The sequence below is a fragment of the Paenibacillus xylanilyticus genome (genome assembly GCF_009664365.1).
Lineage (GTDB): Bacteria > Bacillota > Bacilli > Paenibacillales > Paenibacillaceae > Paenibacillus > Paenibacillus xylanilyticus_A.
In genome coordinates this window covers 3034613-3050629 of sequence record NZ_CP044310.1, presented here as the reverse complement: position 1 = coordinate 3050629, position 16017 = coordinate 3034613, and the positions used below count along the sequence as shown (strand labels likewise).

General features: G+C 47.2%; 11 protein-coding genes. 1 reads left to right on the top strand and 10 read right to left on the bottom strand.

Annotation, left to right across the window (positions count from 1 at the left end; genetic code table 11):
* Window positions 1–54 precede the first annotated feature (54 nt).
* Window positions 55–801 carry an SDR family NAD(P)-dependent oxidoreductase gene (locus F4V51_RS13675; RefSeq protein WP_153978388.1) on the bottom strand — a complete coding sequence of 249 codons (747 nt, stop codon included), beginning with the start codon at window positions 799–801 and terminating at the stop codon, window positions 55–57.
* A 327-nt stretch (window positions 802–1128) separates the two neighbouring features.
* Between F4V51_RS13675 and F4V51_RS13670 the strand changes: the two genes are divergently transcribed.
* Window positions 1129–1575 carry an Lrp/AsnC family transcriptional regulator gene (locus F4V51_RS13670; protein WP_153978387.1) on the top strand — a complete coding sequence of 149 codons (447 nt, stop codon included), beginning with the start codon at window positions 1129–1131 and terminating at the stop codon, window positions 1573–1575.
* A gap of 77 nt (window positions 1576–1652) precedes the next feature.
* Here the strand turns inward: F4V51_RS13670 and F4V51_RS13665 are convergent, their stop codons facing one another.
* From F4V51_RS13665 to F4V51_RS13625, 9 genes are all read right to left on the bottom strand, one after another.
* Window positions 1653–3206, bottom strand: a complete 1554-nt coding sequence (locus tag F4V51_RS13665; protein WP_153978386.1) for an acetamidase/formamidase family protein — start codon at window positions 3204–3206, stop codon at window positions 1653–1655.
* A gap of 336 nt (window positions 3207–3542) precedes the next feature.
* Complete coding sequence (gene tnpA, locus F4V51_RS13660) at window positions 3543–4016, bottom strand: IS200/IS605 family transposase (protein WP_153980694.1); 474 nt, start codon at window positions 4014–4016, stop codon at window positions 3543–3545.
* A gap of 186 nt (window positions 4017–4202) precedes the next feature.
* Window positions 4203–6773 carry a glycosyl hydrolase family 95 catalytic domain-containing protein gene (locus tag F4V51_RS13655; protein ID WP_236146758.1) on the bottom strand — a complete coding sequence of 857 codons (2571 nt, stop codon included), beginning with the start codon at window positions 6771–6773 and terminating at the stop codon, window positions 4203–4205.
* Window positions 6770–7873 (bottom strand): glycoside hydrolase family 88/105 protein, encoded by a 1104-nt coding sequence (locus F4V51_RS13650; RefSeq protein WP_153980692.1) that lies wholly within the window; start codon window positions 7871–7873, stop codon window positions 6770–6772. Before F4V51_RS13650 ends, F4V51_RS13655 begins: the two co-directional genes overlap by 4 nt.
* A gap of 126 nt (window positions 7874–7999) precedes the next feature.
* Entirely contained in the window at window positions 8000–10057 is a 2058-nt protein-coding gene (locus tag F4V51_RS13645) for a glycoside hydrolase family 65 (RefSeq protein ID WP_153978385.1), read from the bottom strand.
* Between the two features lie 37 nt (window positions 10058–10094).
* Window positions 10095–12386 (bottom strand): helix-turn-helix domain-containing protein, encoded by a 2292-nt coding sequence (locus F4V51_RS13640; RefSeq protein WP_153978384.1) that lies wholly within the window; start codon window positions 12384–12386, stop codon window positions 10095–10097.
* Between the two features lie 179 nt (window positions 12387–12565).
* Window positions 12566–14098 (bottom strand): extracellular solute-binding protein, encoded by a 1533-nt coding sequence (locus F4V51_RS13635; RefSeq protein ID WP_153978383.1) that lies wholly within the window; start codon window positions 14096–14098, stop codon window positions 12566–12568.
* 23 nt (window positions 14099–14121) lie between these two features.
* The gene (locus F4V51_RS13630) at window positions 14122–14991 is read right to left on the bottom strand and encodes a carbohydrate ABC transporter permease (RefSeq protein ID WP_153980691.1); all 870 of its coding nucleotides are present in this window, start codon (window positions 14989–14991) and stop codon (window positions 14122–14124) included.
* The gene (locus tag F4V51_RS13625) at window positions 14991–15950 is read right to left on the bottom strand and encodes an ABC transporter permease (RefSeq protein WP_153978382.1); all 960 of its coding nucleotides are present in this window, start codon (window positions 15948–15950) and stop codon (window positions 14991–14993) included. Before F4V51_RS13625 ends, F4V51_RS13630 begins: the two co-directional genes overlap by 1 nt.
* Window positions 15951–16017 lie beyond the last annotated feature (67 nt).

Below are 16017 nucleotides of genomic sequence, written 5' to 3'. Positions count from 1 at the left end.
TAAAGGGAATTAAAAAAGGCTCCCTCTTAAGGGAGCCTTCTTCATATTAAAATCTTATTTAGCCAGGTATCCGCCATCTACGAAGACGGTTGTTCCAGTAACGAAATCATTTTCAGCCAGGAATACAACGGCATGTGCAATTTCTTCCGGATTGCCCAGACGTCCAAGTGGATGTTTGGCAACCAGGCTATCATAGAACTCACCAAGAGCTTCTTTGTTAACCATGCCACTTTCCACAAATCCAGGAGCAACTGCGTTGACGCGGATGTTACGGTCAGCATACTCCAGCGCGAGTGATTTTGTAATTTGGTTGACTGCACCTTTACTAGCGGCATACGGCATCGATGTTGGTTCACCAACAGAACCCAGGATCGAGGAAGTGCTGATTACAGATCCACCACCGGTTTTCAGCATTTCACGGATCGCATATTTTGCACCGTAGAAGACGCCGTCCTGATTGATTGCAATGACACGTTTGTATTCTTCGTCCGTTAATTCATGCGAAGGTTTTTGAACACCAATACCTGCATTATTAAAAATGACATCCAGTTTACCAAACTGCTTCACTGTCTCGGTAACCAGGTTTTCTACTTGTTTTTCGTCGGCAACATTCACTTTGATGAACACGACATTATCATTATATGTTTGTTTCAATTCCTGCTCGGCAGCTTTGCCGTGCTCTTCATTGTAATCTGCAATAACAACTTTGGATCCTTTATCCAAGAAGGCTTTTACTGTAGCCAAACCAATTCCGGAAGCTCCGCCTGTAATGATCGCTACTTTGTCTTTAAGATTAGTCATGGTGATTCCTCCAGTAATTGTTGAATTTTAGACAAAACTAACGTGATTTTATATGTAACCATAATCATATGATTTAGTTAAAACGTAAGTTTTGTCGTTTATTTGACACAATTAATCGTACTCCTGTTAATGAGTATTGTCAAGCTACTATATATTTACCAGTTAACATGCCGAGTAATATTAAGCGGAAATATGGAAGCAACTCAGCAATTACACTTCATCCCACTACGGTTGTTAGCGTGTTCCAATTTTCAGGGGATTATGTACCCCGCACGGGCGGGTTGTCTTTTTTTCTGTTACAATATGAAGCGGAAAGGAGTGAAACACATGTTAGATTCAATTGATAGTCATATTTTACGAAGACTGGCTCAAAACAGCCGGATATCCTATACCGATTTGGCTAAAGAGGTTGGATTGTCTGGTGTTGCCGTCAAAGAGCGCATAGACCGGCTTGTCAATCAAGGAATCATTGAACAGTTCTCCATTGTAATTAGCGCTGAAAAGCTCGGCAAAAAGATATCGGCCTATTTGGAGCTTGAAGTGGAGCCTGCATATTTGAATGAGATCATAGACGCGTTGAAACAAAACGATAAAGTCGCTGTATTATACGAAATGACGGGTCCCTGCATCCTCCATATACATATTCTTGTCGAGAGCATTGAAGAGATGGAACAATTCATGAACGAATCCATCTACTCGCTAAGAGGTATCGTCCGTGCTGAAACGCAGATACTGATGAAACGGCACAAAAATCAGGATGGATTGAATATATAAAAAAACAAGAACCGTCAGGCATAGAGACCAACGGTTCTTGTTATGAATATGAAGGAATTGTTGCTTAATGAAATGAGTTAGTTTGTCTTGGAAAGCTTGGCTTGATAGAAATCGACGAAATACTCGCTGACCTCAGCTGACTTCTGGGCATTTAATTGAATAGGAGCAATCAGTCTAATGGTTTCTCCATTGAATGAAGCCTTCGTTTCTCCAAGTTTCGCTGATAGTGTATTGCCATTATACAGGATGGATACCCTTTTCGATTTTGGTTCCCATTCGATCTTGGCGCCAAATTGTTCAAAGCTGCTGCGTAATGGTGCCATATTTCGTTCAGCTTCTCCAAACAACTTTTTGTCAATGATCGCATGAACTCCCCAGTTTCCATCGACTACCTGTGTAACTCCAAAATCGGTAGTTACCGACATTAAAGAGTAAGCCTCGTCTTCGGTTAGTTCCATGCCTCTCATTAGAAAAGCCTTGGTTTTATGCGCAGCATCTTTCATCGCCTTATCGAGGGAAGATTTTTCGAAGATTTCCTTCTGGGCATCCTCACCCAGTTCTTCGAGATAGTTGGCGTAGCTGAAACCATGGACCACCCACTCGTTCTCATTTTCCAGCAATGGGAAGTTTAACGACTTTAATTTGTTATCCAGCTTATCCTTTTTATGAAGAATAATCTGAACATCACCAGTTACAGAAGTCTCAATGGCTGTTCCATTTAACTCAGAGTCTCCTTGTCCTGCGTGTGGATCACCGATCGACAGCAGTGCTCCCGGAACAGAAACCGGATAGTACATGGTTGCTCCTTCGGTAACACGCCAGTCATCGATATTTCCGCCATAATAGGAAGGTGGAACCGAATCAACGATATCTGCTTCCTTTGGAGCTACGCTCATGGTACCAAAATGGAGCCTTACAGGCACTCGAACGTCTTTCAGAACATTGTGATTTTCCTTCACCGTTGTATGATCAACCACAACACCAGGATAATCAATTGTAGGATGCACATTTCCATCCGGATCGGTTTGAGGCGTCCATCTGTAGCTATATAGTGCCTTGGCATAATCCGTACCGCCTTCTGAATCCATTTCGTATATTGTCACAACCTCCCGTGTCACCGGTTCTTCTTCCATCTCTCCATATAGTAATCCCCAGTTTGCAGCCACGTTGGAACCATATGTTTTGCCTGCATATTCGCCGTTGCCATTAGGACGAAGTTTCATATCCAAAATCTTCACTTCCAGCACATCTCCCGGTTCTGCTCCTTCAACCGCGATTGGGCCTGTCATGATATGTACTCCCGGACCACGATCTGCTTCCGTCTTCTCGGATTCGGTCCAATGAAAAATATCTTCGACGCCAGCGTCACCTTTGATCATTCGTTCATAATCGTCGCCGGAATGGTGAGTAATCGCATCCACCGTAACGATATCTCCGGAGTTAACGGTGAGTACTGCTTCACCCTTGCCGATGTTGCCCCACCGGACATTTTCGGAATTGGCCTTCAGAACATGTGTCTTTGGCTTCACAGACACTTGATCGATGTCAGCATTAACTACATTCACACCTGGTATAAGCAGTGAACCAATGGATAAAGCAGCGAAAACCTTCCATTTCAATCGATTCCCCATTCATAACTCCTCCTGTCATTTTCCCATGTTATATTATCTAACTTGTTATGAATCGAAGTATAACAGACAATTTCGGAGTTAACAATATAAAGTTTTAAGCGTATTTTAATTTATTTTCTTAATATAAACGGTGTAAATATATTAATAATATTAACTTTTACAAATCCACCAGAGATTCTATGGTCTATTAACACAATCAGGACCACCCGTCCAACGGGTGGTTTGCTCTTGGGGTATAACCCCTTGTTGCCAAACTGCGCCTAAAGACGCTAGCCTGACCACAAATCCGTTCAGGCTCAATGTTTTTGTCACTTTCACTTACCAGTTAAACTGGTCTTATTTCTTTTTGCTCCGGTTACTGCTAAATGGATCTTCATATTCTTTTACACTCAGCTTGTCTACCGCTTGATCATGTGCTTCTTGCTCACGAATATACTTTCTTACGGTCGCTTCATTTAGACCCACTGTACTCACATAGTACCCTTCTGCCCAAAACTTCCGATTCCCGTATTTATACTTCAACTGGGCATGTTTTTCGAATATCATTAGCGAACTTTTTCCCTTTAAATATCCCATGAACGTTGAGACTGCAATTTTTGGTGGAATGGCCACCAACATGTTGACATGATCGGGCATCATGTGACCTTCTATAATTTCTACTCCTTTGTATTTACACAAACGTTTGAAGATTTCGATTAAATCTCTTCTGACTTGATTATAGATTTCTTTCCGTCTATACTTCGGGGTGAACACAATATGGTATTTGCACATCCACTTTGTGTGAGCTAGACTGTAGCTCTTGGTTGCCATGAATGACCATTCCTTTCTTTTTGAGCCTGAACATCTCAATTGTATTGGAATGGTCATGGTGGTCAAACCTTCAATCCCTCCACCCGCATAGCGGGTGGTTTTTTGTTTCGCGCGTTTCACGCACTCAACTGGCTAAAGCCACAATAAAAGAAGTCGCCACTTGGGCGACTTCTTAAGCGTCTCATATTACACCGTGTTCAATTTCACTGACCACCTTTCCCCCTCTTCTAAATGAAGCAGGAATGCACCGTTCCCCATGGAGATTGATTTAAAATTCTTATTTCCGTGCTGTTTACACAAAGAGATATCGATCCAGTCAGGGAGCTGAACTTTCGAGGATATTCGCCGAGTGGCAGCTATCTCGGCTTGAAATGTCCCTGACTTGCGGTCCCATGCTAGTGACAGAGCTCCTCCGGGTATACGCCAATTGTGCAGCTCTCCACGCAGCATTCTGGCAGGTAGTGCCGGAAGCAGCTTGATCCGCTGAGGCGAGACCTGAAGCAGCATTTCCTGTACGGCATTAACCCAGCCCATATTCGCATCCAACTGAACTGGAGCTGCATCTAACGTCAGGCAAATTCCCATATTACGCCAATCGTTATGGATTGTGAATCCGTTAGATAGAACACAGGAACGGGCGAGATGATCCAGGCTGCACAGAGCCCGTTCTCCGTCGCCCAGCCGGGCATAGATTGAAGACATATGAGCCAGGGACCACCCACTCTGTGCTCCAAGTTTCCGGTGGTGTACTGCTTTCTCGAAGGCTTCGAATAGTAGTGGCTCCTCTTCCCTACTGAATTCCTGTCCAGGAAAAATAGGGTATAGATGGGACAGATGACGATGATCTTGCCGATCCTCAAACGCAGGATGAAGCCATTCCTTGACAGCTCCCTCCTTATTCAACATGTAGGAAGGCAGTCGTTCAAGTATGCCTTCCCACTCTGATATTTTGCTGCTATCAACACCGATGATCCGACTCGCTTGTATGGTATGCTGCAATAATTCCTTGATGATGGCGACGTCCATTGTGGCATTAATGGCTGTAGGCATGGGATGTGCGAGCTGTTTACCATCCTGAGGCATGAAATTCTGCGGTGTATTCTCGGGTGAAACGGACGGATATATCTTATACAAGCCCTCTTCATCCAGTACCAGAAAATCTTCATAGAACTGTAATGCCTCTCTCATAAAGGGCAGCGCCTGCTCACGCAGAAATTGCATATCACCGGTATACCAAAAATGTTCATAATAATGTCTGGCCAGCCACCCGGCTGCTCCGGTCCAGTTCATGATTACAGGAACAATCTGATTAGGGATGCCTATACCAGGCGTAGTTCCAGCAGGGATGTAGATCCCCCGACAGCCATAGAGCTTGCGTGCATTTTCCTTGAAGACATCCATCAAACCGGTATAATACCGAAATAAAGACAGATTCATGCGGGATAATCCGCCAACCCCCGAATGCCAATACATCATCTGAACATTTTCATTCGCCATGTGATGACCCCAGATTAATCGGTAATCTCCTCCCCACAGCCCGTAAAGCCCAAAAGGCATATTGCCTTCCTCAGAGGTTCCGCTAATGAATAAATATCGACCATACGCCCACATCTTCCGAATCAATCCCAAGGGAGCTTCGCCTTCATAGGCATCTAACAGAAGCTCCTCATTACTGCGCCCGTCATCAGCCGTATCATCCAGATCAAGCTCTGCGGAGTAAAACAAGGGCTGATGAAGCTCCTTATGTCTGGATCGTATTGAATTATAATCAGCCTCTAGTCCTGCCAGCTCCTGCTTCAGCCGTACCCATTCCTCTTCTCGCTTGCCTGTAACAAACATTTTTACGAGAACGAGCACATCGCCTGACGTTTCAAACGGGAGTGCTGCGTGAATTGCTTGTTTCCCGCTGTCATTTCGCTGTTCTTTGTCTGAAATGTCAACCCCTTTTCCCGGGAAATGTAATGGCATACGGGAAGCCATCATTCCAGCCCCAAGTTCATCTCCCACACAGATTAGCCGCATGACAGCACCATAATCCTGCCCATCGTCATTTCTGCCACCATAAAAAACATATTGCTCATCTTCATCCGTTCTGGCCGTAACGGACATTTTCAATTCCTTAAACTCTTCATCATCCCGCTCACGGTCACCCGGCGGAAATTGAAGACCCACACTTCCCGATATGACTAGCTTACTTCCGGTTTCCCGTACCTGTACCGAATCGCTCCTGCTCAGTATTTCAGCGTGTATTCTGTACACAACACAATCATCTGCACGAGAGACAAAAAGACTTCTTGAAATCTGTCGCTCCCCTTCCTCCCAACAGACATGAACTTCTCCCGTTTCCATATCCAGTTCCCTGCGATAATGGTGAAAAGCCTTGTCACAATGCATGGTGAGTGTCAGTTCAGCAAGAGGAAACCGGGAGGACAATTGGGAAGCATATGCTTCTGCTTGCACGGCACGGGTCAGATGCCAGCTTGCCTCCGAAAATTCCCCAGCGTCCATAAGTCTCCGGGTCTCCTGCAATGTGTGACTGACGTCAGGGAGTTCATCTTTTTTTCCCCAATGCCATAGTTCACCATGCTGCAGTAAAATCACTTCTTGATGTATACCACCTCGCACAGAGGCACCCATTATTCCATTACCGGAAGGAAGCGCCTCCCGCCACATCCCCTTCCACCATGAAGCGGGATACTTGAGAATCATTTTGTTTTTGTCGGGTCTGCCCGCTTGAGATCCGATAGATTTCTTCACGCTTTCCCTGCTCCCCGCATCTCCATTTCAATACTGGCCAGCAGGAATGGCGCTACTCCCATTTGGGCATCGCTGACGATCTGTTCGCTTATATAGTAAGCATAAGAACCGTCACGATATTTCTTGCCTCCAAGTCCAGCCCCATGACAAATGCGGTGCAGGTGTACCCCCTGTTCATCCTCCGTGACCAAGTGACGGAGAATACCGGCATACGCCTGATCAACAACTTTGCGATCCAGTTCAGCCAAATAATGCAGACGCTGACCCTTGGCGAGGGCGTAGGTCAGCATACACGAAGCCGATGCTTCCAAATAGTTGCCTTCCCTGCCGTTCTGGTCCATGACTTGATACCACAGCCCGCTCTCCTGATCCTGGGCACGGGCGATTGCATAGGCCATTCTCTCGAAGATGCCCATGATCTGGCCGCGCTGGGGATGATCCATTGGAAAATGCTCCAATGCATCCAATATAGCCATCGCATACCACCCCATCGCCCTGCCCCAGACATGGAACGATTGACCCGTGTCTTGGTCACACCAGCGCTGTTCCCTGCTCTCATCCCATGCATGATGCAGCAGACCCGTTCGCGGATCCCGGGTCTTCCGCTCAATTAGCAGGATCTGATGCGCGACTTCATCGAAGCTCTCACGGTGATCGAACACACGCCCATACTCGGCCAGAAACGGAGAAGACATATAGATCCCATCAAGCCACATCTGGAATGGATATATTTTTTTGTGCCAGAATCCGCCCTCACTGGTTCGAGGCTGCCCTTTCAGCTGGTCGACCAGTCGCAGGATGGCTTGACGGTATTTCTCATCCCCCGTATGCTTCCACATAAAAAAGAGATTTTTGCCTTCATTGATCATGTCCAGGTTATAATCCTCAAGCTGGTAGTTTCGGATGGTACCATCTTTATCGATCAGGCCGTCCATATGATGGAGAACCAGTTCACGATATCGAGATTCACTGTTCCATACCGCCGCACGTTCGAGGGCCAGAAGCGTCATTCCGGCAACGTACCCCCATTTCCCGGCAATTTTGGGGTGGTTTCCATCCCGACATTCGGAGACCAGCGTATCCGCAATTTTGGCAGACATTCTGCGATTCTGAGTAGAGTCCTTTGTTAACGTTTCAACCAACGTAATCGCTCCTTTTTCGCTCGCGTTTTATTGCCAAGCCATTCCCGACACCTCAAAGTGTGAACAAACGATCACCTAATCCGATCAGGTCAGGGGGTGCAGCCCCTCCCATTGAACGGACCAGCTCCCGTCCTGCGGAAATCCCGGATTGTTCCTGCCTTCCTCACCACTCCATCCGGCAGCCATCATCGCTACTGCAGTTAACAGTCCACCATTTCCAGGCAGATACGCCCATAATCCTGGCCTTTGATAATTATGTCCATTGGGCAAATAGGTGTTTTTGGTGGCATCCATCAATAAAAAGTCAACGGCCAGCTCAGGTTCACCCAACCTTGCTGCAGTCATCGCACACATCGGAAAGTCCCACCCCCATGCGGATTCCCAATCCCAGCATTCTTTCACTTTGAGAAGTGTATTTTTCATAATTTTGTCGTCAATCAGCGTTCCGGGAAGCAGGCCGAGCGCTCCGAGCATGGAAGGATGATCATGGTTTTTGGCCGTAAATGTGTCAGGACAATTCTCGTGCGCAAGATACACTCCATTCTCATGCATAGGACTTGCCATATGAGCCGCAACCTTCTTCCATTCCGGATTCGCAGGCTGCTCCAGCCGCTCTGCCCACATAGCGGCGATTTCCAAGCCGAATTTCCAGTATTCCAGCTCATATGGCGGATTCAGACTTTCACTCATGGCATGATTTTCCTGAGCCGGAATCAACGGCGGACCGAGTACATATGCCTCTTTTTCTGCATCCCAGTGGGCAAAGGAAACCATAAAGTCAGCTGCCTCGAATACGATGTCCTTATACCTTTCCAATACAGCCCTTTCAGGCTCCGCCAAATAACACATCTCGGCAAGTGCCATCGGATGAGGCTGCTGCCAGATTAACCCTGGTGCAACCGGTGAAGGGCTCTGCTCACCGTTATACCCAACCATTTTGGGCCAGCGTGCGCCTGCATATCCCTGTGAACGTGCCAGTTCACAAGCCTTGGGCAAAATGGCGATATACCAATCCATACTTTTGCGAAGCAGCTGTGTACGATCCCATAGAGGAAAATGTGAGGCATGCCACCAGTGCATTTCCAGATGCATTTTACCGAACCAGCTATTATACATGTAGCCCGTTTCCTGAGGCGGCATGGAGCCGCCACTGTGTATGGCACACAGGAACTGGGACAGTACAATTCGTCGCTCCAGTTCTTCTGCTCGGGGATCTTTACTGCCGGATAGATCCATAGCTGCTCCACTGTTCCAGAATCGCTCCCAGTGGACCGAGCTGGCGTGGAATACGGCCTCAGCTGGTTGAACAGATGGGCTCGACGCAGCAAAAGCAACACTGCAAGACCAGCTATCTGAATGCTCCATTGCCTCAGGAATAAGCGTAAACTCATGTGCTCCGGTCTGCTCCAGACTCCCCTTGTCCCAGATCCACCTCACACCATATTCGTCTTCATCCAAGATCCGTTTGAGTGAAGCTGAGATCGAATCCTTCGCCACTAGCTCGGTGCGATGTCTGCTGTCCTGTTCCCAATCAGGAAATACGGACTTGGACCAGCTTCGATGCGTCATATCCGGACAGGGGAAAATAAGGAACAAATGCAGACGTCCCTTGCGGATTAATTCTGAATGTACACGAATGCCGATGCCATCCTTCTCCGGATCACAGGCAGTCTCCACCTGAACCTTGACCCCATTTACGGTGAACTCACTGTGAATTGTACCTGTCCACAGATTTAATTCCTGTCGTACCGGATTCACATGTGACGTATCTGCTTCTTCTCCATCTTCTTTTAGTATCCGAAACGCAAGGCGTCCCAGTTGAAGACGATGCGGATTCTGCCGCAGCCAGTGATACGCCTCTTCTCGGTTCTCAGGTTTCATGGGGTACGCCACCTTCCGTCCATACGTTTCAAACGACTGGTAGACGATATCCTGATCGCTAAATACCTCATGCCCTCCGGTATAATGCCATCCCCAATTGGACTGCGAGCCAAGAGGAATTTCGTATGCTTCCGGAAAGGTCTGAAGGCCGGTAAAATCAGCACTGAACGCAAATTCGCCGTTGCCAACAGACAAAGGAGACCTGGGCTGAAGCTGGGTCAATACCGGATGGTTTCGAGTGACAATCGTTTTACGGTTCATGGGCGCTGTTCCTCCTTCTCTTCATTGGGATGAGGGACTAGGATTCCAACAAGGAATCCCTGCGGGCCCGCATCCTCTCTCTGTATTTCCCCGGTGTAATATCCTTGGTTTTGCGGTATACACGGATAAAACTATTCTCATGCTGATATCCCACCATGGAGGCGATCTCAGATATTCTGTAGTCGGTTTCCCTCAGGAGCTCACAAGCCCGGTCCATACGCAGCTTCGTAAAGTAACCAAGAATGGTGTCGTTCATTTCCTGCTTAAACAGCTGACTTGCCAAACTCGAACCGATACCCGCATGCTCAGCAATGTCCTGTATGCTAACCGGGTCTTTCAGATGATCATTCATAAAAGCAATCATCGTTTGGCAGATGATATAGTCCTTCCTGAGCTGCATGCTGTCATACCATGCTGCGAGCACTTCTGCCTCATTACGCAGAAGTGACCATGCAGACTCTAGATTCATCGTCCGCATACCGGAAATCCGGAACCCACAAGCCTCAGGATCCCGTTTCATGTGAATTCGTTCCAGCGTCTCCGCTACAGATTCAAGAAATACTATCGCCGAGGACGGATGCCACCGTTCACTCTTCATTCGGTGAAGTGTTTTTTCCATGAGCCTGATGGCCTCTTCACCACTTCCAGCTTCGATCGTTTCAATCAATTGGGACAGGAGTTCATTTTCCTCTGCACGTACATGTTCTTCGTGACCAGAGATGTCCCTAAACCGTATCACTTGTTCATATCCGCGGTACAACCTGAAATTCAGAGCGCTGTCTGCTTGCTGCATCGCCTGTTGAAGCTCCTTGAATCCATCGTGGTTCTCGCTTATGCCTGCGGAGACCTGGAACTTGAGCAGTTTCGGAATCATTTTCAGCGCTTCATCAATTGATGTGCATGCATCCGTCTCTCTGCTGGGATCAAGCGGTTGCAGCATGATGATGACTCGGTCCCTACCCAGATCTGCAGGAAGGAGACGCCACTCTCCTGACAGCAGTTCTGCAATGATATTGGCAATGGCAAATTTCAGAAGGGATTGATCCGACTTCTTAAACCTTTCGCACCATGCGTGATAATTATCAATAGACAACATAGCCATTGTCAGTGGACGATCACTCCATTCTTTGAAGTATCGATTCCACTTTTCACCAATTTCACGGTAACCCGTCATGTGTCCCGCATAGATATCGGTCAGAAATTTGGAGCATGCTTCAGGAAGTGTTTGTCTGAGATTAATGGCTTGCTGTGCATGGTCGGTCAGCAGTTGTCCTGTTATTTTCTCGAGATCAATCAACTCTGGACTGATACGGTGATGGTCATATCCGCTAAGCAGTTGTCTCATCCGTTTCACCGGTCTCAAGGCTGCTCTGTTATAAAAAGCAATCGTAGCGGCGCCTGCAGCAAGTGCCAACAGGGAAACGAAGAATACAATGTTCCTAATCTTCTGGGCATTGGACAGTAAACTTTCCTGGGAAATAATTGAAAGATAGCGCCAACCTGTATATGGGGACATCGTTTGTGAAGCGAGCAGCACTTGGCCCTCGTGCTTGAACTCACCAAGCTTTTCGCCTTCCAGAGTCGCGAGGACCTGGTCCACCGCTTCCTCTCCTATTGGATAATTTCCAAGATCATATAATGGCTTATTGTTGGCATCCAGAATGAAACGATGATTATCAAGGTCAGAGACAGAAGAGAGAAGCATGTGCTTGAAGATTTGATCCGTTTTGAAATTGATGGCAATGATCCCTTTGAGTTGACCCGCCAGCATAATCTTGCGATAAAGTGTGATCTGGGAGGCAGGAACTCCTGAACCTGCAGCAGTCTCCCGCCGTTTTACCAGCATGGGGCGGTCATTTAATTCAGCAGCCACACCCACCCAGCCCGAATCGGGAAAATTAACTTTGCTTGAACTATATCCCTGGGGAAAAGCGACCATGCTTTCCCTTTCCACATCATAAATGTAAGCGCTTTTAATAAAAGGAGTACTGCTCGTCAAGGTTTCAAGATACTGTACCAATTCGGTGATATTGCGGTATGACCCCTGCACCTCACTCGTGAGAAATTTAAACACATGGTTATTCAGTGCAATTTTCACAGCGATCTGGTCGCTTTCTCGTATCACTTCATCAATATCATTCATGCTGATGCGCAGCATCTGGTGCTGCGGTTCACTGAGCTCTTGTTGTAATACCGACTTGGCCGAATAATACGTTGTCATGCCTACTGCGATAATAATTGTGAAGACTACAATGGTCAAAATAAGCAGCAGCCGGGTCTGGGAATTGGTGAAATTGAATTTTAACCACTTCAAAAAGGAAAGGGTCACTGATATCTCCCACCTTATGTGCAATATACCGCAATTATACAGTTTCGACCTGCCCGGTGCGACCCGGCCTTACTGCCTATTTTGACTTCTTCAAGCATTTTGATCTCACACTTGCCCGCTGTTCTGACTGTATTCACCATCATTTAATATAATTAAATGTTCACGCACTTATTGCACTTTCACTTTTTCACCTTCTCATACCATTCCTGGACCCGCTGGGTGACCACTTCGCCTCCTGAGGCATTCCACTTTTTCACGTATTCATCATAAGCCTCCAGAGGCAGCTCACCAATAACGATCTTGGTCAACACTTCCTGAAACAGCTTATGTGACTGAATATCAGGAAACCCTTCATACACGGAAGCCGGGAGACCATCACCCGCAATTTGCCGGGCATCGGCTGTGCTCACAACGAACATATCTTTCACCATTTGCTGTTGGTCCTCCGGATACGTCTCTTCAATACGTTTGTTCATGTCCTCTGCAGTTGTCAGATTCTTCATTCCCAACGCAAGCGGTTTGTTGTCGGCAGGCGGAAGAATAACTTTGCGTCCGTCTTTGACTTCATGCTGCTCCCCTTCCAGGCCGAAACGGACAAATTCATCATTTTCAGGGTTGTAAAAGAAATCCAGCAACTTCAATGCATTTGGCGCATTATCCTGCTTCACGGCCGGGATCATCCATTCCGGCTCACCCATGCTCTTCTGCGTCACAAACGCCTCGAAGCCTTCGGCTTTGGGCAGCGGCATCGCTGCGATATAAGCATCCGGTGCCTGTGTCTGCATGGCATTAAGTCGATCGCGCACATTCGCCGGCAAGTGGTACCAGCTGCCCACCAGGTTATTGTTAATTTTGGCTTGCCATACTTCCCCTTTGTTCAAAAACGTTTCATTATCGAGCAGTTTTTCTTCATATAACATCCGGATGAATTTAATAGCTTCTCTCATGTTATCCGTTGTCCCCGCATACTGAATCTTGCCGTTGTATTCGTCCCATTCCGGATATCCTTCCCACATGGCGACTCCGTACATGGCAAACAGATGGTCCATCCACCTCCCGAATTCCCTTCCGCTCGTGGGCAGTTCATCTGCTTTGCCATTGCCGTTCGGGTCCTTGTCACGGAAGGCTTTGAGTACTTCAACATATTCATCAACGGTTGCTGGCATTTCCATGCCTACCTTATCCAGCCAATCCTTCCGGATCAAAGGTGCCCGTTCCGGGACGAGGAATACTTTAGGTACATAATAAATTTTGCCGTCGGGAGAAGCTGAGCGAACAATATCCCAAGCTTCCTGGGGGATACTTTCCCAGACATGTGGAGCGTATTCAGGGAGCAAATCATCCAGGGGCAAGGCTCCTCCTTGTTGGATCAGTGTTTGTTCAACGCCTCCGATCGGGCGCAAAATATCCGGCAGCTCATCGGAAGCGATCATCAGGTTCAGATATTCCGAGGGTTCCGAGCCGGGAGGCGTCGTAATCAGCTCGTATTGGACGCCCGTCTTCTCAGCGACATATTTCACGTGTGGATCGTCAGCTGCGGGCATGCTCCCGATGCCCATATGACTCTTGAATACTTTTACGATTGGAATACCGGAGTTCCCTTCAGCAGAACCACTCCCTGAATTGCTGGTGTTGGAACTGCAGCCGGCGACTACAAGCATGGCCATACTGAGCACAATCGGTACAAACTTTTGGGTCAGTCGTCTTCTCATCGAATCATCCCCTTGATCATGATTTATTCTTTCAGTGATCCAAGCAGCGAACCTTTCACAAAATATTTCTGTAAATAAGGATACACCAATATAATGGGAACGCTTGCAAAAAGAATTGTCGCTGCTTTCAATGTAGTTGTGTTGAAGTCGTAATCATCAAGGAACATATTAACCTGAGCCAGTTCTTCCGGACTGGTCAAGTAGGCACGCAGCTTCATCTGAAGCGGCCATAGATCAGGATCCCGAACGAAGAGTACGGCGCGTTGGAACGTATTCCAGTATCCTACGGCATAGAACAGGCTGACTGTGGCAAGAACCGGTTTGGACAGCGGCATATAGATCTGGAACAGGATTCGAAAATCATGGCAGCCATCAATCCGGGCAGTATCATCCAATTCCTTCGGCAAGTTCATGAAGAACGTGCGCAGAATGACCATGTTGAACGTACCAATGACCCCCGGAATAATCAGTGCCCATATGGAATTCATCATACCCAGCTCTCTGACCGTCAGGAAGAAGGGAATCATTGGCGCATTGAAGATCATCGTGATGACAATCCCGAGCATGACCTGTTTGCGGATTAGAAACTCTTTGCGTGATAGCGGAAAGGCAGTCAGCACAGAAAAGAGCATACTCAGCGCTGTCCCTGCGACCGTTATGAATACGGTTACGCCAAACGATTGCCAAAGACCCGTGCTCTGTAAAATATGTTTCCAGGAAGCCATCGTAAAGCCGACCGGCCACAGGAAAACTTCCTTGGAATCGGCTGCAACAGGCGAACTTAAAGATACAGCAAGCAGGTGAAGCAATGGTAGGATCATGGTTAGGGCAGCTGCTGTCAGGAAGACATAATTGGCGACTTGAAAGCATTTTTCACCAAAGGTTTGTTTCATCACCACAACCCCTCCCCTGTCTTTTTGGCCAATCGATTGAAGACCCAGAGCAGGATAAATCCGATGACGGATTGGAACAGTCCAATGGCTGTCGTGACACTATACTGTCCCTGCAGCACACCTGAGCGGTATACATATGTCTCAATAATATCCCCTACCGAATAGGTCATTGGCGTCAGAAGGTTATACACCTGATCGAAACCAAGCTCCAGGAAATTGCCGATATTCAGCAGGAACAGAATCAGGATCGTTGGGAACAACGCGGGCAGCGTAATATAAATTGCCTGTTTCCACTTATTAGCTCCGTCCATAACGGCAGCTTCATACTGGGTCGGATCAACACCGCTGATGGCTGCGAGATAAATAATGGTCCCCCACCCGACTTCCTTCCATATCGAAGATAAGACAACAATGGGCCGGAAATATTGCTCCTGCTGCATATACAGAATGGGCTCGAAGCCAAACCAACCACGGACAGCGTTTACAAAACCACCCGAGGCAAGAACTTCAAAGACGATTCCACCCACAACAACCCAAGAGAGGAAATGCGGTAAATAAAACAGGCTTTGCAGGAAACGTTTGGCCAGCATCTTCCGTACCTCATTAAACAGCAGCGCAAGCAGGATGGGAGCTGGAAATCCGAAGACCAGCTTGTATAACGCAATCAGAGCTGTGTTTCGAAGTACATGATAGAAGTCTTGATACGTGAAGATAAATTTAAAGTTATCCAGGCCTACCCATGGGCTGCTCCAGATCCCTTTCATGATCTGAAAATTCTGAAATGCAATGACGCTTCCTCCCAGAGGGATATACTTAAAAATAATGTAAAACAATATACCGGGTAAGATCATGACATACAGCATCCAATGTTTCCTCATGTTTCGCAAATACCCTTCTTTGACGCGTTTGCCCACTGTAACTCCGGGTTGCCGTGCAGGTGTTTCCGTGAGCTCAGCCATACGATCTCGGGCCCCCTTTAGCAGTTAATAGTGTGAATGATGAGCAGGATCCTCTGTTCACATCATA